The 25898-nt window shown below is 61.1% G+C and carries 23 protein-coding genes and 1 pseudogene; 6 read left to right on the forward strand and 18 right to left on the reverse strand.

Annotated elements, in window-relative coordinates; all coding sequences use genetic code 11:
* Nucleotides 1-542: 542 nt before the first annotated feature.
* From LG31_RS0108740 to LG31_RS0108750, 3 genes are all read right to left on the reverse strand, one after another.
* Entirely contained in the window at nt 543-752 is a 210-nt protein-coding gene (locus LG31_RS0108740) for a cold-shock protein (protein WP_005297820.1), read from the reverse strand.
* 273 nt (nt 753-1025) lie between these two features.
* Nucleotides 1026-1694, reverse strand: coding sequence for a LysM-like peptidoglycan-binding domain-containing protein (locus tag LG31_RS0108745; protein WP_033114092.1), 669 nt, complete (start codon nt 1692-1694; stop codon nt 1026-1028).
* Between the two features lie 100 nt (nt 1695-1794).
* Entirely contained in the window at nt 1795-3897 is a 2103-nt protein-coding gene (locus LG31_RS0108750; RefSeq protein ID WP_033114093.1) for a methyl-accepting chemotaxis protein, read from the reverse strand.
* Between the two features lie 275 nt (nt 3898-4172).
* On the opposite strand from LG31_RS0108750, the gene gltX reads away from it, so the two are divergent.
* Together gltX and LG31_RS21840 are read left to right on the forward strand one after the other, a co-directional pair.
* On the forward strand, nt 4173-5588 hold the full coding sequence (gene gltX, locus LG31_RS0108755) for a glutamate--tRNA ligase (protein WP_033114094.1): 1416 nt from the start codon (nt 4173-4175) through the stop codon (nt 5586-5588).
* 14 nt (nt 5589-5602) lie between these two features.
* Nucleotides 5603-5732: pseudogene (locus LG31_RS21840) on the forward strand (glutamyl-tRNA synthetase); the annotation flags it as partial.
* Between the two features lie 173 nt (nt 5733-5905).
* Here LG31_RS21840 and LG31_RS0108765 read toward each other — a convergent pair.
* From LG31_RS0108765 to ettA, 3 genes are all read right to left on the reverse strand, one after another.
* Entirely contained in the window at nt 5906-7249 is a 1344-nt protein-coding gene (locus LG31_RS0108765; RefSeq protein ID WP_033114095.1) for an NCS2 family permease, read from the reverse strand.
* A 266-nt stretch (nt 7250-7515) separates the two neighbouring features.
* Nucleotides 7516-7833, reverse strand: a complete 318-nt coding sequence (locus LG31_RS0108770) for a hypothetical protein (protein ID WP_005349395.1) — start codon at nt 7831-7833, stop codon at nt 7516-7518.
* 126 nt (nt 7834-7959) lie between these two features.
* A complete protein-coding gene (ettA, locus tag LG31_RS0108775) occupies nt 7960-9627 on the reverse strand; it encodes an energy-dependent translational throttle protein EttA (RefSeq protein WP_033114096.1) in 1668 nt (555 codons plus the stop codon).
* A 243-nt stretch (nt 9628-9870) separates the two neighbouring features.
* Between ettA and LG31_RS0108780 the strand changes: the two genes are divergently transcribed.
* Both LG31_RS0108780 and LG31_RS0108785 read left to right on the forward strand, forming a co-directional pair.
* Complete coding sequence (locus LG31_RS0108780; protein ID WP_033114097.1) at nt 9871-10446, forward strand: Crp/Fnr family transcriptional regulator; 576 nt, start codon at nt 9871-9873, stop codon at nt 10444-10446.
* 58 nt (nt 10447-10504) lie between these two features.
* Nucleotides 10505-11014: a YgjV family protein gene (locus LG31_RS0108785; protein ID WP_033114098.1), complete on the forward strand. Its 510-nt coding sequence runs from the start codon at nt 10505-10507 to the stop codon at nt 11012-11014.
* Nucleotides 11015-11104: 90 nt separating this feature from the next.
* Here the strand turns inward: LG31_RS0108785 and LG31_RS0108790 are convergent, their stop codons facing one another.
* The 6 genes from LG31_RS0108790 to LG31_RS0108815 all read right to left on the reverse strand — a co-directional run bounded on the left by LG31_RS0108790 (nt 11105) and on the right by LG31_RS0108815 (nt 16527).
* Nucleotides 11105-11941 carry a phosphorylase family protein gene (locus tag LG31_RS0108790; RefSeq protein ID WP_033114099.1) on the reverse strand — a complete coding sequence of 279 codons (837 nt, stop codon included), beginning with the start codon at nt 11939-11941 and terminating at the stop codon, nt 11105-11107.
* Between the two features lie 108 nt (nt 11942-12049).
* Nucleotides 12050-12901 (reverse strand): lytic transglycosylase domain-containing protein, encoded by an 852-nt coding sequence (locus LG31_RS0108795; RefSeq protein ID WP_033114100.1) that lies wholly within the window; start codon nt 12899-12901, stop codon nt 12050-12052.
* Nucleotides 12902-13056: 155 nt separating this feature from the next.
* Nucleotides 13057-13245 carry a hypothetical protein gene (locus LG31_RS0108800; protein WP_033114101.1) on the reverse strand — a complete coding sequence of 63 codons (189 nt, stop codon included), beginning with the start codon at nt 13243-13245 and terminating at the stop codon, nt 13057-13059.
* Nucleotides 13246-13449: 204 nt separating this feature from the next.
* Nucleotides 13450-14055 carry a DUF2076 domain-containing protein gene (locus LG31_RS0108805; protein ID WP_033114102.1) on the reverse strand — a complete coding sequence of 202 codons (606 nt, stop codon included), beginning with the start codon at nt 14053-14055 and terminating at the stop codon, nt 13450-13452.
* Between the two features lie 112 nt (nt 14056-14167).
* Entirely contained in the window at nt 14168-15181 is a 1014-nt protein-coding gene (locus tag LG31_RS0108810; protein WP_033114103.1) for an NAD-dependent epimerase, read from the reverse strand.
* Nucleotides 15178-16527, reverse strand: a complete 1350-nt coding sequence (locus LG31_RS0108815; protein WP_033114104.1) for a UDP-glucose dehydrogenase family protein — start codon at nt 16525-16527, stop codon at nt 15178-15180. Before LG31_RS0108815 ends, LG31_RS0108810 begins: the two co-directional genes overlap by 4 nt.
* Nucleotides 16528-16768: 241 nt before the next feature.
* Between LG31_RS0108815 and LG31_RS0108820 the strand changes: the two genes are divergently transcribed.
* Nucleotides 16769-17380, forward strand: a complete 612-nt coding sequence (locus LG31_RS0108820) for a YitT family protein (RefSeq protein ID WP_033114105.1) — start codon at nt 16769-16771, stop codon at nt 17378-17380.
* A gap of 14 nt (nt 17381-17394) precedes the next feature.
* Here the strand turns inward: LG31_RS0108820 and LG31_RS0108825 are convergent, their stop codons facing one another.
* From LG31_RS0108825 to LG31_RS0108845, 5 genes are all read right to left on the reverse strand, one after another.
* Complete coding sequence (locus tag LG31_RS0108825) at nt 17395-18186, reverse strand: substrate-binding periplasmic protein (protein WP_033114106.1); 792 nt, start codon at nt 18184-18186, stop codon at nt 17395-17397.
* 85 nt (nt 18187-18271) lie between these two features.
* On the reverse strand, nt 18272-19258 hold the full coding sequence (locus LG31_RS0108830; RefSeq protein ID WP_033114107.1) for an ABC transporter ATP-binding protein: 987 nt from the start codon (nt 19256-19258) through the stop codon (nt 18272-18274).
* The gene (locus tag LG31_RS0108835) at nt 19255-20241 is read right to left on the reverse strand and encodes an ABC transporter ATP-binding protein (RefSeq protein WP_033114108.1); all 987 of its coding nucleotides are present in this window, start codon (nt 20239-20241) and stop codon (nt 19255-19257) included. Before LG31_RS0108835 ends, LG31_RS0108830 begins: the two co-directional genes overlap by 4 nt.
* A gap of 10 nt (nt 20242-20251) precedes the next feature.
* The gene (locus tag LG31_RS0108840) at nt 20252-21289 is read right to left on the reverse strand and encodes an ABC transporter permease (RefSeq protein WP_033114109.1); all 1038 of its coding nucleotides are present in this window, start codon (nt 21287-21289) and stop codon (nt 20252-20254) included.
* Between the two features lie 2 nt (nt 21290-21291).
* On the reverse strand, nt 21292-22317 hold the full coding sequence (locus LG31_RS0108845) for an ABC transporter permease subunit (protein ID WP_033114110.1): 1026 nt from the start codon (nt 22315-22317) through the stop codon (nt 21292-21294).
* Between the two features lie 517 nt (nt 22318-22834).
* Between LG31_RS0108845 and LG31_RS0108850 the strand changes: the two genes are divergently transcribed.
* On the forward strand, nt 22835-23755 hold the full coding sequence (locus LG31_RS0108850; protein WP_033114111.1) for a L,D-transpeptidase family protein: 921 nt from the start codon (nt 22835-22837) through the stop codon (nt 23753-23755).
* 94 nt (nt 23756-23849) lie between these two features.
* Here the strand turns inward: LG31_RS0108850 and sppA are convergent, their stop codons facing one another.
* Nucleotides 23850-25694 (reverse strand): signal peptide peptidase SppA, encoded by a 1845-nt coding sequence (gene sppA / locus LG31_RS0108855; protein ID WP_033114112.1) that lies wholly within the window; start codon nt 25692-25694, stop codon nt 23850-23852.
* Nucleotides 25695-25898 lie beyond the last annotated feature (204 nt).

Here is a 25898-nt window from a genome sequence, read left to right on the forward strand (position 1 = left end):
TTTCCCGCTCCAATCTCTCCTTGAAGTTCATCAATCCAATATCTCAGCACACTCATTACCACATCCAGTTGGTAGAGCATGACACGTGCTTGCCAAGGCTGGGGTCGCGAGTTCGAGTCTCGTTTCCCGCTCCAATCTCTCTTCGAAGTCCTCATAATCCCTTTGAATTGCCCATCACATCGCGCTGCGATGACTTGTCGTATCCGGCGCTTGCCTGCTTTCTATCTTCCCTGCACATCTCAAGTCATAAGTCCAAGTGGCATCTCCCGCTAACAATCCATCCCGGAGATCGGGCACACCCCTTTGCGGTTGGCTAACAGACTTGGCAGGGCCTGAATGACAGGCATTGGCTCGGCATAAGTTAAAACCGGGGCATTTAACCAAAATCCATAAATTTGATTTATAGCGGCTGGTTGCGGCCATAAACGGCCCGCAGGCGGGGTCGGCAAGCCCGGCAGGGGATCTGCCGATCGGGAAGGGTAAATCGCGGGCAAAAAAATAGGAGGGCCGATGGCACCTCCTACATGTTCACTGGCGTGGCCTTAGATAACGGTGACGTTCTCGGCCTGCGGGCCTTTCTTGCCCTGGGTCACAGTGAACTGGACTTTCTGACCTTCAGCCAGGGTTTTGAAACCTGCGCTCTGGATGGAGGAGAAGTGAACGAATACGTCCGGACCCTGGGATTGCTCGATGAAGCCAAAACCCTTGGTTTCGTTGAACCATTTTACCTGGCCGGTGCGAATGTCAGACATGTGCAAAATCCTATCAATAACAAAATGAAACTAAGCCCTGTGGGGCTGCATTTGCCTTGCAGCAGGGGTTGGCTCATGACTGACCACGTCTCTTTGTCCCAGTAGCACGCAGAACAATCCCTGTCTAAAGCACAATCGATTGTACGTTAGCGCCGATCCTTGTCAATTTGACCCCTGTCGTTTTTTGAACAAGCTAAAAATATTGTGAAGTCAGTAGCTTATTTGAAGAAATTTGACCGAAAAAAACGGGAGGCCGCAGCCTCCCGTTTTGTTTTACTCCTTGAGGACGAACCCTTCGCCCTGCCGGTCATAGCGATAGATGGCCTGACCGTAGGAGCGGATTTCAACCCGCTGAATGCGGCGGCTGTCATCCACCAGAATGAAGACAGAGCGGCCCGATTGCAGGCGGGTCAGCGGCCGATCCGGCCCCTCGATGGCGATCAGGCGACTGAGCTCGGCCCCCGGCAGCTCGAACTTGCGGAAGATGGAGAAGAGGGTCTCGCCAGCCTGCACATCGTGTTGCAGCCAGGTGCCATTGACCTTCTCTTCGACCGGTTTGGCGGCGGCAGGCGCACTGCCCGCGGTGCCATTGCCAACGGTCAGGGCCTGTGCCGGTACCGCCAGCGGCACTTCCAGCGAGCCGGACGGAGGCGCTTTGGGCACACTCGGGGCGGGCTCCCAGGCCAGCACCAGCAGCCAGAGCGGGATCAGGATCAGCAGACCTATGGTGTTCTTGCGTGGCAGCGGGCTGCTCAGCTTGAATTTGCCGGTGCTGGCACTCTGGCTGCGCGGGGCGGGCTGCTGCTCTTTTTTGCCAAATCGTTGGCGCAAGGACTCTGTTGCTGCATTGATACGATGGAGCAGGGATACTTGTGATTCGTCTTTGCGACGCTGCTGGGCTCGTCTGTTATGGCCACGTGGGCGACGGTCCGGGGTGGGCACGGCATTTACCTCTCACTGCATTGCCTGCCATCAGGCAAATTTCGCCGCCTATGGTAAACGGACTCGCCCCCGAGGGGGAGAGTCCTGAGGCGGAAAATTATCAGCTGAGACGAAATTGTCCCAATAATTGCTGCAATTTGTCGGCTGCCTGGCGCAGTGCTTGGCTGGCTTTGGCCGTTTCGGTCGCATCCTGAGCGATGTCGTTGGCCAGTGCGTTGGTTTTTGACAGGTTGCCGGAGACCGTCTCGGAGACCGAGCTCTGCTCTTCGGCGGCGGAGGCGATCTGGTAGGTCATGTCGTTGATGGTGGAGATGGCCTTGTAGATGCTGCCAAGCGCCTCCTCCGCCAGATCCGCTTCGCCCACCGCCTGATGGGTCAGCTGCTGGCTCTGGTTGATGGCGTTGACTGCGTTGGTCGAGCTGTGGCGGATCTTCTCGATCAACTCCTGGGTGTTTTGTACTGCCTGCTGGGTGTTGCCCGCCAGTTTGCGCACCTCGTCGGCGACCACCGCGAAACCGCGTCCCTGCTCGCCGGCCCGTGCTGCCTCGATGGCGGCGTTGAGTGCCAGCAGATTGGTCTGATCGGCAATGCCCTGAATGACGGTGAGGATGCTGGTGATCTGCTCGCTGTCGTGGGCCAGCCCTTCGACCACTTCGGCCCCTTTACCGGCTTCTGCCGCGACCTTGTGCATCGACTGGATCACCTGTTGGAAGCGCTCCTTGCCCTGATCGGCGGCGCTTTGCGCCTGTTTGGCCGAGTCTGCGGTGTTGTTGGCGTGGGTGGCGACCTCCTGACTGACGTAGGACATCTCCTGCACCGCGGTCAGCATCTGCTCCATCTCCGCCTGATGATGCTGCAGGTTGGTGTCGGTCTGGCCGGCGATGCGGTCGGTATCGCCGGCATGGCGGTTCACTTCGCTGGCTGTTTTCAGTACATCCCCGAGCAGCCCCTGCAGTTTGTCGATAAAGCGGTTGATCCCCTTGGCCAGATCCCCCAGCTCGTCCACCGAGCGGGTGTTGAGGCGCTTGGTGAGATCCCCCTCGCCATCGGCAATGTCATCCACCAGACTCACCATCTGGCGGATGGGGCCTGTGATGCTGCGGGCGATCATCAGCATGGTGACCAGCGCCAGCACCAGCACGATAAAGGCGCCCACCAGCTGCTGGGTCACGGCGGTGCGGTTCATCTCGCCCAGCTGGTTCTCCAGCTGATCGGCTCCCGCCAGCACCACCTGATAAGGCAGGGTGACGATGATGGCCCAGTTGCGGCTCATGCCCGGCACCATGATGGGCACCGAGATGCGAAACGAGTTGTTCAGCTCCTGACGCTGCAGTTCCGGCTTCAGATACTGCTGCCACTGGCTGCCCAGCACCTTCTCGGCACTGCTGCCAAGCAGGCTGGCATCGCCGCTGGTACCGGTGATGACGCCGGCGGCGCTGACGATCAGGGTTTCCCCCTTGCCGTCATAGATGTTGCTGTTGAGGGACTGGGCCTGACGGCTGATGGAGTCCACCGCCAGATCGAGCGCGGCGATCCCCCTGAACTGGCCATCCACCATGATGGGGGTGGTGATGGTGCTCACCAGTACCTGCTGGCCGTTGATATCCACCTTGAAGGGATCGATGAGGCAGGAGCGCCCCTCCCGCTTCGGGCAGGCGTAGTAGTCGTTGGCCGGGTTGCCGAAGCTGTCGGTCTCGCTCTTCTCGATGGAGAGCAGCAGGTCGGTACCGACCTTGTCCTTGTCGCGATAGAAGTAGGGTACAAAGCGCCCCTTGCTGTCGCTACCGAGGGCGGTCTGGCCGGCAAAGCTGGCATCCTGACTGTCGAAGCCGTTGGGCTCGAAACCGGCGAAGGCGCCGTAGAGCTGGGGCTCAAGGGCGAGCTGGGCCTTGAGCAGGTCGGTGGCCTGCTGACGATCGAGCGGCAGCTTGCCCTGCTGTTGCTGGGCGAAGACGCTGGCCATCTGCTGGGTGTAGGAGAGCCCTTTTTGCAACAGCTGGGTGATGGTGGCTGCTTCGGCGCGGGCGTTGGCGCTGACCTTCTGCCATGCCTCCTGCTGCAGGGCGGCGCGGCTGGAGCTGATGGTCAGCTTCTGGGTCTGTTGACCGGAGTACTGATTGAGCAGGATCAGAATGACCAGGGCTGTCGTCATGGCGATCCCGGCCATGACCAGTATTCGGGTCTGGATTGAACGAAACTGCATCGTCTCTTCCTTGTTCTTGTTGCGTAGGGCGTTGAGAGTTGTCTGGATATCGGCAGGAGGAGGCAGCTCTCCAGCGCTATGCATAGCAAATCGGAAATGGGGATTCTGTTCTGCGATCCCCTTCAAAGATCAGGGGGGTAGGGGGGCGTTGCGCAAATTTAACCCGCTACTTTGCCCTTTGCGGCTTCATGGTTTTCCCATCCGTGATTGTCGGTGCTAAAATGCGACGGTTTTTTTAACGAATTGGCCCAAGGCCCTCTACACAAGGCTTAAAGATGAAAGTCAAAACCCGTTTTGCTCCCAGCCCGACCGGCTTTTTGCATGTCGGCGGTGCCCGTACCGCACTCTATTCCTGGTTGTTTGCAAAGAACCAGGGCGGTGAGTTTGTGCTGCGTATCGAGGATACCGATCTGGAACGTTCCACTCAGGAGGCCATCGACGCCATCATTGAGGGCATGGAATGGCTGGAGCTGAACTGGGATGAGGGCCCCTACTACCAGACCAAGCGCTTCGATCGCTACAACGCGCTGATCGACGAGATGCTGGCTGACGGCCGCGCCTACAAGTGCTACTGCTCCAAAGAGCGTCTGGAAGCGCTGCGTGAAGGCCAGATGGCCAACGGCGAGAAGCCCCGCTATGACGGCAAGTGCCGCGACCACGCCCACGATCACCCGGCCGATGCGCCGCACGTTATCCGTTTCCGCAACCCGACCGAAGGTTCCGTGGTGTTCGATGACCACGTTCGTGGCCGCATCGAGTTCGCCAACACCGAGCTGGACGATCTGATCATTCGCCGTACCGACGGCGCGCCGACCTACAACTTCTGCGTAGTGGTCGATGACTGGGATATGGAGATCACCCACGTGGTGCGTGGCGAAGACCACATCAACAACACCCCGCGCCAGATCAACATCTACAAGGCGCTGAACGCGCCGGTGCCGGAGTTTGCCCACGTCTCCATGATCCTGGGTGACGACGGTGCCAAGCTCTCCAAGCGTCACGGTGCAGTTTCCGTGATGCAGTACCGCGACGACGGCTACCTGCCGGAAGCGCTGCTGAACTATCTGGTGCGTCTGGGCTGGTCCCACGGCGATCAGGAGATCTTCACCCTGGAAGAGATGATCAAGCTGTTCAGCCTGGATGCCATCTCCAAGTCTGCTTCTGCCTTCAACACCGACAAGCTGCTGTGGCTGAACAACCACTACATGCGCAGCCTGGATCCGGCTTATGTGGCCAAGCATCTGGCATGGCACATGGAAAACCAGAAGATCGACACCAGCAATGGCCCGGCGCTGGCCGACGTGGTCACCCTGCTGGCCGAGCGCTGCAACACTCTGGTAGAGATGGCCGCCCAGAGCCGCTACCTGTTCGAAGAGTACGAAGCGATCGACGAAGCGGCTGCCAAGAAGCACCTGCGTGGCGTGGCTGCCGAGCCGCTGGCTCTGGCCAAGACCAAGCTGGCTGCACTGGATAGCTGGACCACCGAAGCACTGCACGAGCTGATTGAAGCCACCGCTGCCGAGCTGGGTCAGGGCATGGGCAAGGTTGGTATGCCGCTGCGTGTGGCTGTCACCGGCCTGGGTCAGTCCCCCGGCATCGATGCCGTGATGGCGCTGGTCGGCAAAGAGCGGGTGCTTGCCCGTATCGACCGCGCGCTGGCGTATATCGAAGCACGCATGGCTGCTGAGTAAGCCTGACGTTGCCGGTGGTCATCACCGCTCTGGGTAAATCCCCCCGGCATCGATGCCGTGATGGCGCTGGTCGGCAAAGAGCGGGTGCTTGCCCGTATCGACCGCGCGCTGGCGTATATCGAAGCGCGTATGGCTGCCGAGTAAGTGCTGCCGATGTGGCAGGCGAGGGGATAACCCTGCTCTGCCACATGCTGAATAGCAAAAATCCGAAACCAGTGGTTTCGGATTTTTTTATGGCCAGCGCACAGGCTGATAGCAAATCGGGGATAAAAAAATGCCAGTCAGCTGACTGGCATTTTTGTTGGCGAAAGCCTGACTCAGTGACCGTCGACCCAGAAGAACTTGAGGACGAACAGCAAGGCTACCACCAGCACGCAGGGGTTGATCTCGCGCCAGCGACCGGTGCCCGCCTTCATCACGCAGTAGGAGATAAAGCCCACTGCGATCCCCTCGGTGATGGAGAAGCTGAACGGCATCATCACCGCCGTCATAAAGGCCGGAACCGCTTCGGTCAGATCTTCCCACTTCACCCGGGTCAGCTCGGAGCACATCAGCACACCCACATAGATGAGAGCGCCAGCGGCGGCATAGGCCGGCACCATGGCGGCGACCGGAGAGAAGAAGATCGCCAGCAGGAACAGGATGCCGACCACGATGGCGGTCAGACCGGTACGGCCGCCAACGGCAACGCCGGAGCTGCTCTCGATAAAGGCGGTGACCGAGGAGGTGCCCATGAAAGCGCCGCCGACCGAGCTCACGCTATCCACCAGCAGTGCCTGCTTCATGCGCGGGAAGTGACCCTTGTCATCGGCCAGCTTGGCGCGGTTGGTGACGCCGATCAGGGTGCCGGAGGAGTCGAACAGGTTGACCAGCATAAAGGAGAAGATGATCCCGGCGAGGCTGATGTCGAGCGAGCCCATCAAATCCAGCTGGCCGAATACCGGCTCGATGCTGGGGGGCATGGAGACGAAACCCTTGAAGGTCACATCGCCAAACAGCCAGCCCAGCGCCGTAGTGACCACGATGGCGATCAGCACGGCGGAGTGGACGCCGCGGGCGGAGAAGATGCAGATCAGGAAGAAGCCGAGCAGACCCAGCAGGCAGGGCAGGGAGGTGAGGTTGCCCACGGTCACCATAGTCGCGGGACTGGCCACGACGATCCCGGCGTTGTGCAGGCCGAGCAGGGCGATCAGCAGGCCGATACCGGCGGTGATGCCAACCCGCAGGGTGAGCGGGATGTTGCCGATCAGCCAGTAGCGCACCCGCAGCAGGGTGAGGATCAACAGACCCATGGCGCCCCAGAAGATGGTGCCCATGCCCACTTGCCAGGAGTAGCCCATGCCTGCGACCACCACGAAGGCGAAGAAGGCGTTGAGGCCCATGGCGGGGGCCAGCGCGATGGGCAGGTTGGCCAACAGGCCCATCAGGATGCTGCCGATACCAGCGATGAGGCAGGTGGTGACAAAGACTGCCTGGGTGTCCATGCCTGCCGCAGAGAGGATCTGCGGGTTGACGAAGACGATATAGACCATGGTCAGGAAGGTAGTGATGCCGGCGATCAATTCGGTGCGGGCGTTGGTGCCATGGCCCTTCAGGGCAAACAGACGCTCAAGCAATCCTTGCCCGGCAGCCTGTGTGGGGGCCTGTTGTGGTTGATTCATGTTGGATTCCAATAGGTGACGTGAAATAAGCAGCAGGCGAGCGGGCTCCCATCCATGCGGGAGTGATGGCCCTGTTTCTGATTGAGAATTAACCAGACTCGTCCTGATACCGTGACAGCGCGCACATTTTTACACAGGCGGCGCCGTTTACAAACCCCGGATCTGCGAAGCGGATCAATGAATGGAGCAAAAGATCAAACGTTTGCTTTTTCGCCAACAAAAAAGGTTCTCGTCGGAGAACCTTTTTGGCGCAGAGAGGACAGAGATCAGAGAGTTTTGAAGTAGCGCTCCACCAGCTGGGCCAGCACCGAATCGAGCTGATCCTGCACTTCCCCCAGCTCGCGGCCGAAGCGGCGCAGAAAGAGGCTGGCCTGCTCCTCGCTCAGTTTGAGATCGTTGAGAAAGAACTCCTGCTCCGGCAGCTTCTTGTCGTAACGGGGGATCAGCACCCAGCTCACCAGCTCCGGCTCGACCGCTTCGAAGATCTTGGCGGCGGCAACGCAGAAGGTTTCGATGTGTTCCTTGCCATCCGGCCCGAGACAGCCAGGTTCAACCCGGATCTGGATGGTCAGTTTTTTGGTCATTTCAGTACATCCATGCAATGTTATCCGTCTTGGATTGTAAGCCAAAAGGCAACAGAAAGGGGAGCCGGAGCTCCCCTTGTGACGCTGGTCGCAGCTGCGATGGTACGGCTTGTGCCGACCGACCGCTTACTTGGCGATGCGCTTGTACTTGGCGCGGTGCGGCTGGATGGCCTCGGCGCCGTAGGTCTTCTTCTTCCACTCTTCGTATTCGGTAAAGTTACCTTCGAAGAACTCGATCTTGCCCTCATCCTGATAGTCCAGGATGTGAGTGGCAATACGGTCGAGGAACCAGCGGTCGTGGGAGATGACCATGGCACAACCCGGGAACTCCAGCAGGGCGTTCTCGAGGGCGCGCAGGGTTTCGATATCCAGATCGTTGGTCGGTTCATCCAGCAGCAGCACGTTGCCGCCGGTCTGCAGCAGCTTGGCCAGGTGCAGACGGCCACGCTCACCACCGGACAGCTCGCCAACCCGCTTCTGCTGGTCGGAACCCTTGAAGTTGAAGCGGCCGATATAGGCGCGGCTCGGGAACTCGTAGTTGCCGATGCGCAGGATATCCTGACCGTCAGCGACCTCTTCGAATACCGTCTTCTTGTCATCCATGCTGTCGCGGAACTGATCGACAGAGGCGAGCACCACGGTTTCACCCAGGGTGATGGCGCCGGAGTCCGGCTGCTCCTGACCCGACATCATGCGGAACAGGGTCGACTTACCGGCACCGTTCGGACCGATGATGCCGACGATGGCCCCCTTCGGAATGGCAAACGACAGATCGTCGATCAGTACCCGATCACCATAGGATTTGCGCAGGTTGGCCACTTCCACCACCTTGTCGCCGAGGCGCGGTCCGGGCGGAATGAACAGCTCGTTGGTCTCGTTGCGCTTCTGGTAGTCGTTGGTGTTGAGCTCTTCGAAGCGAGCCATACGGGCCTTGGACTTGGCCTGACGGCCTTTCGGGTTTTGACGAACCCACTCCAGCTCTTTCTCGATGGACTTGCGACGGGCCGCTTCGGAACTTGCTTCCTGTGCCAGACGGGCGTCCTTCTGCTCCAGCCAGGAGGAGTAGTTGCCTTCCCACGGGATACCTTCGCCGCGGTCCAGCTCCAGGATCCAGCCAGCCACGTTGTCGAGGAAGTAACGGTCGTGGGTGATGGCCACTACAGTGCCTTCGTAGTCGTGCAGGAAGCGCTCCAGCCAGGCCACGGATTCCGCATCCAGGTGGTTGGTCGGTTCGTCCAGCAGCAGCATGTCCGGCTTTTCCAGCAGCAGACGGCACAGCGCCACACGGCGACGCTCACCACCGGAGAGGTGCTTGATCTTGGCATCCCAGGCTGGCAGGCGCAGGGCATCGGCCGCGCGCTCCAGCTGGTTCTCCATGTTGTGGCCACCCTGGGCCTGGATGATGGCTTCCAGCTCGCCCTGTTCGCGGGCCAGCTTGTCAAAGTCGGCATCCGGATCGGCGTAGGCGGCATAGACCTCGTCGAGACGGGCCATGGCGCGTTTCACGTCGCCAACGGCCTCTTCGACCGCTTCGCGCACGGTCTGCTCCGGATCCAGCTTCGGCTCCTGGGGCAGGTAGCCGATCTTGATGCCGGGCTGCGGACGGGCTTCCCCTTCGATCTCGGTATCGATACCCGCCATGATGCGCAGCAGGGTGGATTTACCGGCGCCGTTGAGACCCAGTACGCCGATCTTGGCGCCCGGGAAGAAGCTCAAGGAGATGTTCTTGAGGATATGACGCTTGGGCGGCACGACCTTGCCGACCCTGTTCATGGTGTAAATAAATTGAGCCATTGGCTAATTCTCTTCCTTTTCAGCAGGTTAATGTCTTGGCACTAACAGACTGATGTCGTGGTGGGGCCAGGTCGACACGCCGTCAACCGGGTTCCAAAAAACCCGTCGATTGTAAACCAACGGACGAGGGGGGGCAAAGGCGGCACCCGGCTATGTCCCCCCTTTGCCGCTGCGGTCACGTCTTGCTGCATCAGCCGTGCAATTTGGGCATGATGTGGGCTGCCGTTTTGTCCCGGAGCCGTCATGAACCCATCTCCTCAAGCCCCCCTGCTTGCCACCTTTCTGTGTGCAATGGGATTGGACGCCGCGCTGAGCGAAGCCCTCTGCCAGCGCTTGCCACGGCAGACGCTGCGCGCCGGACAGGCGCTGTTGGCGCAAGGGGCCGAACAGGAGGCTGCCTTCTATATCGAAGCGGGCATCGCCCGTGCCTGCCATTACACCCGGGACGGGCAGGAGCGCTGCAAGGAGTTTTACTTCGAAGGGGAGCTCTGTCTGCTCTATGACAGCTGGCTCACCGGGTCGCTCGCCCGCTACCAGCTGGAAGCGCTGACGGAGCTGCAGGTGGTGCGGGTGCCAATCGCCCTGCTGGATGAGCCCGTCTGGCAGCCGGTTAGCATGGCCCTGCTGCGCCAGCAGCTCGGTTACAAGGAGCGCAAGGAGGCGTTTTTGCTGCTCCACTCCCCCGAAGAGCGTTATCGGGAGCTCTGCCACACCTTCCCCTACTGGCCTGCGCGGCTCACTCAGGTGCAGCTCGCTAACTACATCGGCATCAGCCCGGTCACCCTGTCACGGATCCGCCGCCGCATTAACACGGGTTAATGCCCGCTCTCCGGCCATCCCCTCATGCTGCGCCATCCAAATGACGGACGAGGTGTGGATGATGTCGCTGTTTCTGTGGTCGCAACTGGTGGTGAGCCTGGCCTTGTTGCTCGATCTGTTGTCGTTTCAGTTGCGGGATCGCCGCAGGATCCTGGCCTGTCTGGCCCTCTCCTGCGCGCTCAATGCCGGTCACTTTGCCCTGCTCGGGCAGTGGTCGGCCGCCAGCCTGTTGCTGCTGGCCAGCGTGCGCTTTCTGGTGAGCATCTGGCTGGTTCGCCGCATCTTGATGTGGTTTTTCATGGGGTTGGCCTGTGCGGCTGCGCTGGCGACCTATCAGGGCCTGCTCTCATTGGTCGGACTGCTGGCCAGCCTGCTGCAAACCCGGGCTGCGTTTTGCCCGGATGATCGCCAACTGCGGCGCTGGATGCTGCTCGGTACCCTCTGCTGGCTGGTCAACAACCTGCTGGTGGCCTCACCGGTCGCCGCGCTGATGGAGGGGCTGTTTCTGGTCAGCAATCTGGTGGGGTACTACCGCTACTATGGGCGTAGTGCATGTCCGGGGAGTTGATATCGACTGCGGAAGAGAGCGTGGGGCAAGTCCCGTCTGATAGAGATTACAAAGAAAAGAAGCCGCCACAGTGGCGGCCTCTCTGGCTCATCAGGCTTTGTTGAAGCTGTTGATGAGTGCTTTTGCGTAATTGATGACGAACTGCTGGCAGTGGATGGCGGTCTGCGGATCGAACTCCTCGCCATGCAGATCGGTATTGGAGAGCACCCGGATCCCGACAAAGGGCACCTTGTAGGCCTCGGCTACCAGCGCTGCGGAGGAGGTCTCCATCTCTTCTGCTGCCGTGTTGTAGGTCTGATGCAGCCAGTTGATGCGGGCCACCTGCCGGTTCCACTCATCGGCTGTGCCTATGATGCCGGCAACCACACGGCCGTGGCGATAACGGTCGGCCATGCCAAGGGCGCGGCCAACCAGCTCGGGATCGCCGGCAAAGGAGGAGTGCTCTACCAGCTTGCCGTTGTCGCGCAGGCGCATGGTGACATCGAAGTTGTGCCATTTGCTCGGGTCGACGCCCTGCTCGGCCGACGTCAGATCACTGCGATAGGCCCCCATGTTGAAGCTTTTGGTGCCGATAACGATATCGCCCCGGTGCAGCGCCGGATCATGGCCGCCTGACGTGCCCTGATTGATGACGAGGCGCGGATGAAAGCGCTCCATGGCGAGAGTGGTGGCAGCAGCGGCATTGGCCAGTCCCACTTCGGTGCGAGAGACAACTACCGGATAACCCGAGATGGTGCCTTGCCAGTAGGTCCAGGAACCGACGGTCAGCTCCTGCTTGTCCTTGAGGGCGGCCACTAGCGTCTCGACTTCGACGTCCATCGCCCCCTGGATCAGGATGGGGGCTGGCGCCGGAGTGGCCGCCATGATGGAGGAGGAGAAGAGTGCAAACAGCGTGAGCAGGCGCGAGCAGCGTTTGATGAAATTCATGGGATACCTGTTGGTCTGGCGAGAAAGCGCCGGATCCTACAGAAAGGAAAACGATTGCGCAAATGGCAATACGTTTTTTGTCAATAGCGTGCCGCTGGTCGAACAGGTTCAGGGCTGCTTGTGGCCAGCGAAGTAGAGTACCCGTTTGACATATTCCCGGGTCTCGTCATAGGGCGGTATACCGCCATAGCGCTCTACCGCCTTCTCACCTGCGTTGTAGGCTGCCGAGATCAGGACCCAGTCGCCATCGAAACGGCGATCCAGCCACTTGAGATAACTGACACCACCCTTGATGTTCTGTGCCGGATCAAAGGGTTGAGTGACACCAAAGCGTTGCTGGGTTTCGGGGATCAGCTGCATCACCCCCTGCGCATTCTTGGCGGAGACGGCGCGGCTTTCGAGGTTGGATTCGGCAATGGCAATGGCCAGTACCAGCCGCACATCGACCTGATGGCGCTTGGCGGCGTGGCGCAGCATGGTGGCCAGCTTCTGTTTGCCCGGTGACTGGCGTGCCAGATAGGCCTCGACATTGAACGGTGTGCTGGGCAGGGCAAAATAACTCCCTTGTCCGCCACGCATGCCGACACCGCACTGATCGCCCATGGGGGCATTGCCGATCCGCGGATTGTAGTAGCGGCTGGCTTGCTGGTTGCCAAGGCGCATTGCCATGGCGAGATAGCTGTTGGCCATTTTTGCGCTGCGCACCGAGGCGGGGCCGGTGGCGAGCAGACGCCCGATCCGGAAGTAACCTTCGGGATTACCGGTGCTGGCGGCTACGCAGTAGAGGGCAATCGCCTTTTGCAGATTGCCGCTGTGCTGGGCTGCCTGCCCCTGTCTCAGCGCCGTCATTGCCCTGGGGGCTTGTCTGAAATCCCTGCCCTGTGCCGTCTGCGGGATGCCCGCCAGTAGCGACGACAAAAAAAGCAGCAAAAACAGTCCGTTTTCGCTGATCTTCCCCATCGTTTATCTCCTGCTTGAGTAGAGAAGATATAGAGGAACATGGCTGCCATTGCCATGAAGGCAGTGGATCCTGTTGTTATAGCGGGGGGATTTCAGAGAGCAAAATGGTATGGAACTAACGGCATTGCGAGAGTTTCATACCATTTTTCATCGGGTTAGAAGTCGTGGTGATACTCATGCTCATCCAGGTCGGCGGGAGGAAGCGCGCGATAGAAGCTGCCAATTTCGCTGACAACCCAGAGCGAAAGCAGGATCAACATGCTGATAAGGGGAAGCAGGGTGTGGTTTTGGGTCAGGGCATAGGCCGCGATGGCGGCGCCAATCAGGAGAAGGGTTCGGATCATGAGGTGGCTCCTTGTCGTCATGGGGGTGTTGCGTGGCCACGGACAGAGCGCCTGGGGTCGGGAGTGTCTCCCGGGTGGCACGAAGCGAAGTGATTATATCGCGTCATGTTGCTGCCGGTCCGTGGTGTCATCACACTTTCCATAGTCATGGGTTTCGTATCGAGTAGGGCCCCGCCACATGCGGGGCCTGTGGTTGTGTAACGGTTAGAAGAAACCGCCGTTGTTATCGTCACTGTCGGTCCAGCCGCCACTCTGGCTATCGTCGTCGAGAAAACTGCTGCCAACATCGGGAGGTGAATCCCAGCCGTCCCAGCGTACAGGTTCCGCATCGACCGGATTGGCGATGGGCGCTGGCTCTATGATGTCGATGATCTCCTCGGGACGGTTGCTGTGAAACAGTCCGCCGATCATGTCGGCCAGCATGACACCGCCGGCAACCCCGGCTGCGGTTTGCAGGGCGCCACCGAGAAAGGAGCTGGTGCGGGAAGCGGGTTGGACAGGCGCTGTTGCCGGTGGCGGCGTGAAGCGCGGGGGCGGAGTGCTCTCGCCACCGAACAGGCCGGAGAGAAAACTGCCACCGCTCGAACTGCTTTGGCTTGCCTCCAGCTCCTTGACTCGCTCGTTGAGGCGGGTAAGGGCAGCCTGCTGGATCAGCAGCGCCTGGGTCATGTAGTAGGGGGCATCGGGCTGCTCTGCCAGATGCTGGCGGATCAGCTGATCCGCTTGTTGGTCTCGCTTGCTATCCCTGGCTTGCGCTTGCTTGAGGCGGTCGAACAGTCCATCGATCAGACCCTGTTCCTGTTGTTGCATCTCAAATCCTCGCTATGGTGCGCAGACAGTGCGTTCAGCCATCCTAAAACGCGTGGCAAGCCAGTGGTACCGGATTAACTCATCGGCGACCAAGGGGCGCTGTTCGGCAATTTCACGCACCGGGCTGGTAGTAGTCGAGATACCAGCGCACGAACGCGGCGACCCCCTCCTTGATGGAAGTGGCGGGGCGCAGGCCGGTGAGGGTATGGAGGGGCTCGCTGTCGGCCCAGGTGGCATGCATGTCGCCCGCCTGCATCGGCAGCATCCGCTTGATGGCGGGTTTACCGAGGGCCTCTTCCAGCGCCTCGATAAAGTCGAGCAGCCGCACCGGCTGACCATGACCGATGTTGAGGATGCGGTAGGGCGCGGCGCTCTCGGCCGGGCTCTGCTCGCTGGCGTGCCAATCGGGATTGGGGCGGGGCGGCTGATCGGCGACGGCGAGGATCCCCTCGACGATGTCGTCGATAAAGGTGAAGTCGCGGCTGAGATCTCCGTGGTTATACACATCGATAGGCTCGCCCGCGAGGATGGCGCGGGTGAACTTGATGATGGCCATGTCGGGCCGACCCCAGGGGCCGTATACGGTAAAGAAGCGCAGCCCTGTGGTGGGCAGGCCATAGAGCGCGGAGTAGGCGTGAGCCATCAGCTCGCCGCTCTTCTTGGTGGCGGCGTAGAGGGAGACCGGGTGATCCACCGGCTGCTCGGTGGTGAAGGGCATCTGGTCGGTCAGACCATAGACTGAGCTGGAGGAGGCGTAGAGCAGATGCTGGATGCCGTGCTGGCGGCACCCCTCCAGCACCGTCAGCATGCCGGTGAGGTTGCTGTCGGCGTAGGCAAACGGGTTTTCCAGCGAGTAGCGCACTCCCGCCTGAGCGCCCAGATGGATCACCCGCTCGAAACCATGACGGGCAAACAGGGCTGCCATCGCCTCGCGATCCGCCAGATCAACACGCTCGAAGTGAAAATGGGGGAAGCCAGCCAACTGTGCCAGCCGCGCCTCTTTCAGACTCACCTCGTAGTAGTCGTTGAGGTTGTCGATGCCCACCACCCGGTGACCTGCCGCGCAGAGCCGGCTGGCCACGTGAAAACCGATAAAACCGGCGGCCCCGGTCACCAGCCAGTTCATGGTTGCACCTGCGCCAGAGGGAGGTGGGGCCGCCCGATGGCGTAGTAGCAAAAGCCCTGCTGGTGCAGGCGAACCGGATCGTAGAGGTTGCGCCCGTCGATGATGACGGGGTTGGCGAGCAGACTCTTCATCCGGGCAAAGTCGGGGACGCGGAAGGATTGCCACTCGGTACAGATGAGCAGGGCATCGGCACCCTCCAGCGCCTCTTCCTGTGTGGCGCAGAGCCGCAGGTCGGGCCGCTCGCCGTAAAGTTCACGGGCGCGGGCCATCGCCTTGGGATCAAACGCCTGCACCCTGCCACCAGCGGCCCAGATGGCGGCCAGCAGCGGGCGGCTCGGCGCTTCGCGCATGTCGTCGGTGCCGGGTTTGAACGCCAGCCCCCACAGGGCAAACGTGCGGCCGCGCAGATCCGGGCCGAAGTGACTCAGCAGCCGCTCGGCCATCTGCTGCTGCTGGCGCAGGTTGACCTGCTCGACCGCGGCGAGCAGCGGGGTGTCGCAGTCGACGCGGCGGGCGGTGTGCAGCAGGGACTGGATATCCTTGGGGAAGCAGGAGCCACCATAGCCGCAGCCCGGGTAGAGGAAGTGGTAACCGATGCGGGGATCGGCCCCCATCCCTTGACGCACTGCCTCGATATCGGCCCCCAGCTCTTCGGCGAGCGCCGCCATCTCGTTCATAAAGGAGATGCGGGTGGCCAACATGGCGTTGGCGGCGTACTTGGTGAGCTCTGCACTGCGCAGATCCATCACCACGATCCGGTCGTGGTTGCGGTTGAAGGGGGCGTAGAGGGCGCGCAACTGCTCCAGCGCCGCCTCGCTGTCGCAGCCGATGATGATGCGATCCGGCCGCATACAGTCACTGACTGCCGCTCCCTCCTTGAGAAATTCGGGGTTGGCCGCCACGTCGCACTCAAGAGCCAGTCCACGCTTGGTCAGCTGGATCTGAATGTGCTGCCGCACCTGCTGCGCCGTGCCGACCGGCACTGTGCTCTTGGTCACCACCAGCTTGGGGCGGCTCATCAGCCGGCCTATGGTGTCGGCCACCGCCAGCACATGTTGCAGGTCGGCAGAGCCATCCTCATCTGCGGGTGTGCCTACTGCGATGAGCAGCAGGTCGGCGTGCTCGACTCCGACGGCGGGGTCGGCAGAGAAGTGCAGACGACCGCTGGCCAGATGGCTCTCGACCAGCGGGGCCAGCCCCGGTTCGTAGAAGGGGATCCGGCCCTGCCGAAGCGCGGCGATCCGCCCCTCATCCACATCGATGCAGCAGATCTGATGGCCCACCTCGGCCAGAACGGCGGCCTGAACCAGCCCGACATAGCCTGTGCCAAAAATGGTGACCTTCATGGAAAACGCCTCTTGCTACGGATGGGATGCGGGGTATCAGAGGGCGGCATGCTGCATCTTGGTGCAGCGAGTGTCAATGCCGGATGACAGGCACCAGAATGGGGCGTGCAGCCCCCTTGTTGTGATCATTTTCACAAAAAATAGACTGGGCCTCATAACGAAGCCCTGCCGACAGGGCTCGCAGCCTGCCGAATAGGGCAGGCGACAGACACTCTCTCTTTACTTCGCTTGGATACAGGTTATGGACAACACCTCGACTCGTACTGCGCATCCCGTCTATGAGGATGTGCTGGCCCTGCTGACCGCGGCAGGCTTTGTTTCACTCGGCATCTTCCTGTTTCATCAGGTGGGCCTGCTCACTGGTGGCACCGCCGGGCTGGCGCTGCTGTTGCAACAGGTGACGGGCATCAGCTTTGGCCTGCTCTTCTTCGGCATCAATCTGCCCTTCTACGCGCTCGCCTGGCTCAGAATTGGGCCACGCTTTACCCTCAATACCTTCGTCTCGGTGGCGGCGGTCTCCTACATGACCGATCACCTCAACGGTGTGCTGCAGATCGGCAATATTGAGCCCCTCTATGCGGCGCTGATCGGCGGCACCCTGATCGGCATGGGGTTGCTTATCATGTTTCGCCACAAGTCGAGTCTGGGGGGCTTCAACATTCTGGCGCTCTTTATTCAGGATCGCTTTGGCATCCGGGCGGGTAAGCTGCAGATGGGGCTCGATTGCGCCATTGTTGTCGCCTCGTTTTTCGTGGTTCAGCCCTGGGTTCTGGCCCTCTCCATCGTGGCGGCGGTTATCTGTAATCTGGTGTTGACACTCAACCACAAGCCGGGGCGCTACCAGATCGCCTGATCGAGGCTCGCCCGTCAGGGATAGAGAGTCTGCCGCGCACCACTTGTCAGCGGTGCCGGCAGCTGCCAGCGTGCCCTGATTTGCTCGAATTTCCCCTTCCGCTCCAGCTTGTCCAGAATCTGGTCAAAGGCGGCCAGCTGCGCCTCGTTCATCCTCGTTTTGTTGAAGCCCACCTGATAGTTGGCCTGATGGGTTATCTGCAGGGGTCGGATATCCTGATGGCTGCCGCTCGCCAGGTGGTAACGGGCCACATCCACATTGGAGAAATAGAGCTGGTAGCGGCTGCTTCGTGTCAGCTTTTGCAGGCTGCGGATCGAGTCCGTGGTATTGAGCCGGATATGGAGTGGCACATTTCCCTGCTGCTGCAAGCGGCGATCCAGCTCCTCCAGTAGATACTGGCTGAACGAGTTGCGGGTGACCCCGACGATGGCGCCGGAGAGCGCCTCGCGGGTCAGTGCCGGTTCAGGGGATTCGGAGTGGACGAAAAATCCCCAGCTGGCGGCGCCGAGGGGGTGGGAAAAACGCAGGCTTTGCTCCCGTTTCGGACTTCGGGCGAGCGGAAACATGCCGTCCAGCTCGCCCACCTCCAATAGCTTTCGTGCCCTGAGGTTGGGGAGCTGGGTGATGGTGCAGCCGTCAGGCCACTCATGACAGACGGCATCGACCATCTCCACATAGGCACCGACCAGATGCTTGCTCTGGTCTGTGAAGCTGTAGGGGGGAAACTCCTGTACCGCCAGCTGGAGCGGTCTGGCATGGGGGGCGAGGCTGACAAGTAGAGCGAGAAGAGCGAACGGGTGGCGCATCGTGGAGCCCCGGGTTGCTGTGACTTGCCTTGAGTATGACGGGGATCCCGGCGCCGTGTGGCGGGGCCGGGATCTCGCCGGCCTGTCAGCCTTGTTCCGGTTCGGGTGTCGCCAGAGGCAGATGGCACGCCACCAGATGACTGCTCTCATCCTTCCCTTCGAGGGTTGGCGCCACGTTTTTGCAGTGCTCCGTAGCATGGGGGCAGCGCGGATGGAAATGGCAGCCGGCAGGAGGGGTGATGGGGGAGGGGACATCGCCGGTCAGCAGAATGCGCTGGCTGCGCCGGCGTGGATCTGGCACCGGAATGGCCGAGATGAGTGCTTGGGTATAGGGGTGGCGCGGCGCCAGATAGAGCGATTGGGCATCCGCCAGTTCGACGATCCTTCCTAAATACATCACCGCAATGCGATCCGAGATATGTTTCACCACCGACAGGTCGTGGGCAATGAAGATGATGGCGAGCTGCATCTCCTGCTGCAGGGTGAGCAGCAGGTTGATGATTTGCGACTGCACCGAGACATCGAGAGCCGAGACCGCCTCGTCACAGATCAGCAGCTTGGGGCGCAGTGCAATGGCGCGGGCGATACCGATGCGCTGGCGCTGGCCGCCGGAAAACTCGTGGGGATAGCGATCCCGCGCGCTGGTGGGCAGCCCCACCTTGGCCAGCAGCTCATCGACCCGGATGCGGCGCTCTTGCGCACTCCCCTTGCCGTGGATGATGAAGGGCTCCTCCAGAATTTGCCCCACAGTGTGGCGGCTGTTGAGGGATTCTGCGGGATCCTGAAACACCATCTGCATCTCCTGACGCAGGGATCGCATCTCGCGAGGGCTGAGGCGGGTGATATCGCGCCCCTCGAAGGTGATGGTGCCGCCGTTCGGCTCGAACAGCTTGAGCAGGGTGCGCCCCAGCGTCGATTTGCCGCAGCCCGATTCGCCCACCAGCCCCAGCGTCTCTCCCTGCTTGAGGTCGAAGCTGATGTCATCCACCGCGTGCACCGTGTAGCCCCTGCGCAGCAGGCCGCCGAGGCGAAAGTGCTGGGTCAGCCCCCTTACCGATAACAGCGTGCTCATGGGGTCAGCTCCTTCCAGTGGTGGCAGGCCACGCCGTGGTGCGGGGCCAGCTGTTCGACAGCCGGTACTTCGCGGCTGCAGCGGTCGCTGGCGTGGGGGCAGCGGTTGGCGAAGCGGCAGCCGGCCGGCATCTCGTGCAGGGCAGGCACCTGCCCCCTGATGGTGTTGAGCAGTTGCTTGGGCTGGCCATCAAGGCGCGGGATGGCCCCCAGCAGACCGTGGGTGTAGGGGTGGCGCGGGTTGGCAAAGAGGGTGTAAACATCGGCCTGCTCCACCGCCCGTCCGGCGTACATCACCACCACTTCGTCGCACAGCTCCGCCACCACGCCAAGGTCGTGGGTGATAAAGAGGATGGCCATGCCGGTCTCGGCCTGCAGCCCCTTCATCAGGTCGAGGATCTGGGCCTGAATGGTCACATCCAGCGCCGTGGTCGGCTCGTCGCAGATGAGCAGATTGGGCTCGCAGGCGAGTGCCATGGCGATCATCACCCGCTGGCGCATGCCGCCGGAGAGGTTGTGGGGATAGACGGCAAAGCGCCGCTCCGGCTCCGGGATCCCCACCTTCTGCAACATGGCGATGGCGGCCGCCTTGCGCTCGGCCTTGCCGTAGTCGGGGCGGTGCAGGCGGTAGACCTCCATCAGCTGCTCGCCCACCGTCTGCACCGGGTTCAGCGCGGTCATCGGTTCCTGAAAGATCATCGAGATGCGGTTGCCGCGCACCCTGTGCATCTGCTCGGGAGGGAGGGCGAGCAGATCCTCCCCCTCAAAATCGATGGTGCCGGCCACCACCCGACCGTGGGGACGGGGCAGCAGCCCCATGATGGCGAGCGCGGTGACGCTCTTGCCGCAGCCCGATTCGCCGACCAGACCGAGCGTCTGTCCCGGAGCAACGCTGAAGCTGACGCCATCGAGCACCTTGAGCTCGTCCCCGTCGACGGTAAAGGTGACCTCGAGGTCGCGTACGGTGAGCATGGGGGAGGACATGGCGAAGCTCCTACTGATAACGGGTGAAGGGGCGCGGGTCGAATGCCTCGCGGATGGCCTCGCCGATGAAGGAGACCATGATCAGCACCAGACTCACCGCCGCCACCACCGAGCTGACGATCCAGATGGCGTCGAGGTTGTTGATCCCCTGCGAGAGCAGCTCCCCCCAGCTCGGGGTCGGCGGTGCAAGGCCAAAACCCAGATAGTCGAGGGCGGTCAGGGTGGAGATGTTGCCCACCACCGAGAAGGGGGCCAGGGTGACGATCATCATCAGGGTGTTGGGCAGAATGTGGTGGAAGATGATGCGTCCGGTGCTTGCCCCCTGCGCCCGCGCCGCCATCACATAGTCCCGCGCCCGCTCCTTGTAGGTGAGGGTGCGCATGTACCAGGTGATCCCCATCCAGCCGAACAGCACGTTGATGGCGACAAAGAGGCTGAAGTTGGGCTTGGTGAGCGACACCAGGATCATGATGACGTAGAGAAACGGCACCTGTGACCAGATCTCGATAAAGCGCTGCAGAATGAGGTCGAAGCGGCCGCCGAGAAAGCCCATCAGGCAGCCGACGGTGACGCCGATGGCGTAGCTGGCCACCAGCGCGATAAAGGCGAAACCGATGGCGATGCGAAAGCCGTAGACCAGCCGTGCCAGCACGTCGCGCCCGCCGGTATCTGTGCCGAAGAAGTGGCGATCGGCGAGGCTGGGGGCATAAGGGGGGTAGGTGTCTTCCTTGAAATCCTGCTCGTAGGGGTTCCATGGCACCGGCGGCAGCAGCACCCAATCCCCCTTCTGCTCATGGGCAAAGCGGCTCTTGAGCTGGCGGTAGTTGGTTTCGTAGTCGTAGTCGAAGCCGAAGTGACGACCGGGGATCACCGCGCTGTAGGTGGGGAAGTAGAGGGTGCCCTGATAGCTCACCACCAGCGCCCGGCTGTTGACCAGGAGCTCCGCCAGCAGGGAGACCAGCACCAGCAGGGTAAACAGGATAAAGGAGTAGTAGCCGCGCTTGATCGACTTGAACCGCTTCAGTTTTTTCAGGGTGACCGGGTTCATGGCTACTCTCCAAACCGCACGCGGGGATCCACGATGGCAACACAGATGTCGGAGACGATATTGCCCACCAGCATCAGCATGGAGGTGATGGCGAGAATACCCATGACGGTGGGGTAGTCCCGCTCGACGATCGCCTCGTAACCGAGCAGGCCGATGCCGTCGATGTTGAAGATGGTCTCGATAAGGAAGGAGCCACCGAAGAAGACGGTGAGCACAGAGCCCAAATGGCTGGCGATGGGGATCAGGCTGTTGCGCATGGCGTGATCGGTGACGGCCCGGCGAAATGGCAGCCCCTTGGCTACCGCGGTACGCACGTAATCGGCCGACAGGTTCTCCATCAGGCTGTTCTTCATGGTCATGGTGAGGATGGCGAAATCGCCGATGGCGTAGGCGATAAGCGGCAGCAGGGCGTGGGCGAAGAGGGTACGGATCTGCTCCCAGCTGCTGGTCATCGAGTCGTACTCGTCCCCCGGGAAGCCCCCCATGGGCAGCCACTCCAGATGAAACGCAAAGACGGTGATGAGAAAGATCCCCACCACGTAGGCGGGCAGGGCATAGGCCATGTAGATAAGCATGGAGCTGAGGGAATCGAAGCGGCTGTTGTGCCTGAGCGCCTTGGCCACCCCGAGCGGGATGGAGACGGCGTAGCTCAGCACGAAAGTCGCCACGCCGAAGAAGGCGGTGACCGGCAGCCGCTCCTTGATGAGATCCCATACCGGTTCGTAGTAGCGGGTCGAATCGCCGAGATCGAGCACCGCCAGCTTCTGCAGCCACTCCCAGTAGGCGACCAGCATCGGCTTGTCGAGGCCGTAGAAGGCCTTGAGCTCCTCGATCTGCTCGTCGGAGAGGGCCTGTGCCCCCTTGCTGCCACCGGAGCGGCCCCCCTCATGTTGCGACACCTGTGCCTGCATCAGCATCCGCTCCACCGGCCCGCCCGGTACGAAACGGGTGACGGTAAAGACCAGCAGGGTGATGCCAAGAAAGGTCGGAATGATGAGCAGCGTGCGGCGCAGCAGATACGACAACATGGCGAAACCTCGTCCTTGGTGGTTGCTGGCGGCCCCTCATCTCCCTGATTGGCCGCAATGCTTCATTGGTAAACATAAACCCGAGCCAGATCAATCAAATAATCGCGCCGGGCGGTGCTATGGCTGCGCTTTGCACCATTTTGTCGGCCCCGGTGCAAATGAGATTGCATCTGCTAGTGAGACAAACGTTTTGGTATCCGTTTCATGAGTGAAACAATTGGCTTGTGCCTCCCCTGGTCACGGTGCGACCTGGCACTTTCTGCCTGCCCTCCCGATCCTGTTCATCCGCCGTTTGGCTGCCTTGTGTCACAGTGGCTTTTGCCAGCTTGAGCGCGATTGCCGCACAAACGACGCTTTTTAACAACAAAAGCGGGACAACAAAGTTGAAATTTTGGCCGACTCGGGAAAGAATGCGCGCTCGGTTATTGGCGACGTGGTGCAGGTTTACCCGCCACCGGCAGACCGAGGATGAGACGGCCTCCGGCCCATTTGGTACAGGAAACCACACAGGAATTTTATGAATCCCCTTCGCACTGCCGCTTCGGCGCTTTTTTGCACACTTGCCCTGGTCAGCCAGCAGGCCGCTGCCGTTGAATACACTCTGCCTGCGGCCAACAGCCGCCTGATCGGCGAGAACCAGGAATACGTGGTGCCCGCGGACAACCGTCCACTGGAGCAGATCGCCGCTGACTTCCAGCTGGGTCTCACCAACATCATGGAAGCCAACCCGGGCGTTGATCCCTATCTGCCGAAGGCGGGTAGCACCCTGATCATTCCCCATCAGCTGATCCTGCCCAACGCCCCCCGCGAAGGGATCGTCATCAACGTCGCCGAGATGCGCCTTTACTACTACCCGAAAGGCAAGAACGTGGTGGAAGTGCTGCCCATCGGCATCGGCCAGCTGGGGGTCAACACCCCGGAGAACTGGATCACCAAGGTAGAGCGCAAGCGTGCCAACCCGACCTGGACCCCGACCGAGAACATCCGTCGCCGTTATGCCGCCCAAGGCGTTACCCTGCCTGCGGTATGGCCAGCTGGCCCGGATAACCCCATGGGTCTGCACGCTCTCTACATCGGCAACCTCTATGCCATCCACGGTACCAACGCCAGTTTCGGCATCGGTCTGCGGGTGAGCAGTGGCTGCGTCCGTCTGCGCGCCGACGACATCAAGTATCTGTTCGACAACGTGCCGGTCGGTACCCGCGTCCAGTTCGTCAACCAGCCGGTCAAGACCTCGGTCGAGCCGGATGGCGGCCGCTACATGGAAGTGCACGAGCCGCTGTCGCGCAACGAGGAGGAGTTCAACTCCACCGCCTCCGTACCGCTCCCGATGACCCCGGCCATCACTCGCTTCATCGCCCACGCCGAGTCGGACTCCAACGTGGTCAAGCAGGTGCTGGAACAGCGGACCGGCATGCCGACCCGTCTCAATCCCTGATTGAACGCTCTGCCAGCGCAGAGGCACTGGCCAGGCAGGCAAAGAAAACGGCGACCAGATGGTCGCCGTTTTTTATTGCTTCGTGTGCTGCATCTTATGGCACGCAGACCGGACAGAAGGCGTAGGTGCCTTGCGGATCGTTGAAGCGGGTGAGCGGGTCGAGGCTGCGGTTCACCTCGATCAGCGCCTTGCCAAATCCCGCCGGCAGCCAGCTCTGCAGCTGCGGCGCAAGCACCCGGGCACTGCTGTCAAACAGCTGGCGCAGGAACTTGTCCTTGGTGGACTCCTCCTGCTCGATGGGGGTGACCTGCCACTCCTTGAGGTTGGCCAGATCGGCGGCGGCCTTGATGGCGTCATTGAGGTTGCCGAACTCGTCAACCAGACCGAGCTCCTTGGCATCCTCGCCAGTCCAGACGCGACCTTCAGCCGCTTTCTCCGCCTCTTCCAGGCTTAGGCCACGGCCTTTGCTCACCAGACCGACGAAGCGCTGGTAGGTATCCTCGACGCTCAGCTGGATCGCCTGTCCGACATGTTCCGGCAGGGCGCGGGTCAGGCCGACGCCGACATAGTCGGTGGTGCCAACGCCGTCAGTGTGCACGCCGTACTGGGAGAGTGCCTTGTCGATGGTAGCGAACATGCCGAACACCCCGATGGAGCCGGTGAGGGTGGTCGGGGAGGCGAAGATCTTGTCCGCATCGGCAGAGATCCAGTAGCCACCGGAGGCGGCGTAGCTGCCCATGGAGACCACCACCGGCTTGCCAGCCTGTTTCAGGGCCAGCAGCTCGGCGCGGATCTGCTCGGCGGCGAAGGCGCTGCCGCCCGGGCTGTCGACCCGCAGGACCACGGCTTTCACCTTGTCATCGCGGCGAGCATCGGCCAGCAGGTCGGAGAGGGTATCGCCGCCGATGGTGCCGGCAGGCTGGACGCCATCCATGATGGCGCCGCTGGCGACCACCAGACCCACCTCATCCTTGCCGCTCTGGGGATACTGATCCGGGATGGCGGCCAGATACTCTTTCAGGCCAACCCCTTTCCAGCCGTGGTCGTCGCTCTCACCCACTTCCTTGATGACCGCCTGGGTCATCTCGTCGCGGGTTGCCAGCTGATCCACCAGCCCGTTGTCGAGGGCGTAGTTGGCGGCGTTGCCACCGGCCTTGCGCAGCAGCTCGAGGAAGCGATCCTTGCCCGGTGCCACCGCGTCCGGTTCGATTTCGCGCTGCTCGGCCACATCAGCTACATAGGATTGCCACAGCTGACCCAGCCAGCGCTGGTTCGCCTCTTTGCTCTCGGGGGACATCTCGTCGCGGGTATAGGGCTCGACGAAGGATTTGTAGGTGCCGACCTTGAACACGTGCGGGGTGATGTTGAGCTTCTCCAGCGCCGACTTGAAGTAGGTCTGGTAGACGCCGAGCCCCTCGATCACTACGGCGCCGCTCTGGTTGAGCAGCACATGATCGGCGTGGGCGGCCAGCAGGTATTGGCCCTGGGTGTAGAAGTCGGCCATGGCGATAACCGGTTTGCCGCTCTCCTTGAACTCGTCGATGGCGGCGGTCACCTCCTGCAGCTTGGAGAAGCTGGTGCCCTGCAGCCCTTGCGGCTTGATCACCAGCGCCTTGATGCGATCGTCATCCTTGGCGCTGCGAATGGCCCACAGCAGGTCGGAGAGGAGGATCTCGCTCGGCTGCTCGTCGCTGTTGTCCATCTGGCGCAGCAGCTGCGAGGTGGGATCGGTCGTGCTGCGCTGTTCCACCAGCACGCCGTTGAGGTTGAGGGTCAGAGCGCCCTCGATGGGCGTCTCCGGTGCCTCTTTCTGACCAACGCTGTAGACGATCACCAGCACCAGTGCGAGAAACAGCAGATTGACCAGCATCAGCCGGGTGAAATTGAGCAGGCGCCACAGCGTGCGGAACAGCCAACCCAGACCTTTGAAGATAGACATAGTCGAGTTATCGCCCTGTTAATGGGTTAAAGAGGGCTCATTATTAACCAGTTGGCCCCCCAATTGCCATTTCCTGCAAAGAGTTACCGCTTAACTTCGTTCAGGGCACGGCTGTTCGCTGAAAAATCATCCAAACAATTGTTTGAAAAAGCATTTTCGATTCTTTACTCTAGTTGCAGTTTGATAACAAAAAATTAACTGGAG

Source organism: Aeromonas lacus (genome assembly GCF_000764665.1).
In the GTDB taxonomy this organism is placed as follows: Bacteria; Pseudomonadota; Gammaproteobacteria; order Enterobacterales; family Aeromonadaceae; genus Aeromonas; species Aeromonas lacus.

What these genes read in the sequence shown, in the direction of transcription:
- LG31_RS0108780 (WP_033114097.1), top strand. Translation starts at nt 9,871, where the DNA reads ATGAACCCATCTCCTCAAGCCCCCCTGCTTGCCACCTTTCTGTGTGCA.
- sppA (WP_033114112.1), bottom strand. Translation starts at nt 25,694, where the DNA reads ATGTCTATCTTCAAAGGTCTGGGTTGGCTGTTCCGCACGCTGTGGCGC.
- LG31_RS0108835 (WP_033114108.1), bottom strand. Translation starts at nt 20,241, where the DNA reads ATGTCCTCCCCCATGCTCACCGTACGCGACCTCGAGGTCACCTTTACC.
- LG31_RS0108825 (WP_033114106.1), bottom strand. Translation starts at nt 18,186, where the DNA reads ATGCGCCACCCGTTCGCTCTTCTCGCTCTACTTGTCAGCCTCGCCCCC.
- LG31_RS0108795 (WP_033114100.1), bottom strand. Translation starts at nt 12,901, where the DNA reads ATGGGGAAGATCAGCGAAAACGGACTGTTTTTGCTGCTTTTTTTGTCG.
- LG31_RS0108740 (WP_005297820.1), bottom strand. Translation starts at nt 752, where the DNA reads ATGTCTGACATTCGCACCGGCCAGGTAAAATGGTTCAACGAAACCAAG.
- LG31_RS0108830 (WP_033114107.1), bottom strand. Translation starts at nt 19,258, where the DNA reads ATGAGCACGCTGTTATCGGTAAGGGGGCTGACCCAGCACTTTCGCCTC.
- gltX (WP_033114094.1), top strand. Translation starts at nt 4,173, where the DNA reads ATGAAAGTCAAAACCCGTTTTGCTCCCAGCCCGACCGGCTTTTTGCAT.
- LG31_RS0108765 (WP_033114095.1), bottom strand. Translation starts at nt 7,249, where the DNA reads ATGAATCAACCACAACAGGCCCCCACACAGGCTGCCGGGCAAGGATTG.
- LG31_RS0108805 (WP_033114102.1), bottom strand. Translation starts at nt 14,055, where the DNA reads ATGCAACAACAGGAACAGGGTCTGATCGATGGACTGTTCGACCGCCTC.
- LG31_RS0108820 (WP_033114105.1), top strand. Translation starts at nt 16,769, where the DNA reads ATGGACAACACCTCGACTCGTACTGCGCATCCCGTCTATGAGGATGTG.
- LG31_RS0108785 (WP_033114098.1), top strand. Translation starts at nt 10,505, where the DNA reads ATGATGTCGCTGTTTCTGTGGTCGCAACTGGTGGTGAGCCTGGCCTTG.
- LG31_RS0108850 (WP_033114111.1), top strand. Translation starts at nt 22,835, where the DNA reads ATGAATCCCCTTCGCACTGCCGCTTCGGCGCTTTTTTGCACACTTGCC.
- LG31_RS0108790 (WP_033114099.1), bottom strand. Translation starts at nt 11,941, where the DNA reads ATGAATTTCATCAAACGCTGCTCGCGCCTGCTCACGCTGTTTGCACTC.
- LG31_RS0108750 (WP_033114093.1), bottom strand. Translation starts at nt 3,897, where the DNA reads ATGCAGTTTCGTTCAATCCAGACCCGAATACTGGTCATGGCCGGGATC.
- LG31_RS0108815 (WP_033114104.1), bottom strand. Translation starts at nt 16,527, where the DNA reads ATGAAGGTCACCATTTTTGGCACAGGCTATGTCGGGCTGGTTCAGGCC.
- LG31_RS0108770 (WP_005349395.1), bottom strand. Translation starts at nt 7,833, where the DNA reads ATGACCAAAAAACTGACCATCCAGATCCGGGTTGAACCTGGCTGTCTC.
- LG31_RS0108840 (WP_033114109.1), bottom strand. Translation starts at nt 21,289, where the DNA reads ATGAACCCGGTCACCCTGAAAAAACTGAAGCGGTTCAAGTCGATCAAG.
- ettA (WP_033114096.1), bottom strand. Translation starts at nt 9,627, where the DNA reads ATGGCTCAATTTATTTACACCATGAACAGGGTCGGCAAGGTCGTGCCG.
- LG31_RS0108810 (WP_033114103.1), bottom strand. Translation starts at nt 15,181, where the DNA reads ATGAACTGGCTGGTGACCGGGGCCGCCGGTTTTATCGGTTTTCACGTG.
- LG31_RS0108845 (WP_033114110.1), bottom strand. Translation starts at nt 22,317, where the DNA reads ATGTTGTCGTATCTGCTGCGCCGCACGCTGCTCATCATTCCGACCTTT.
- LG31_RS0108800 (WP_033114101.1), bottom strand. Translation starts at nt 13,245, where the DNA reads ATGATCCGAACCCTTCTCCTGATTGGCGCCGCCATCGCGGCCTATGCC.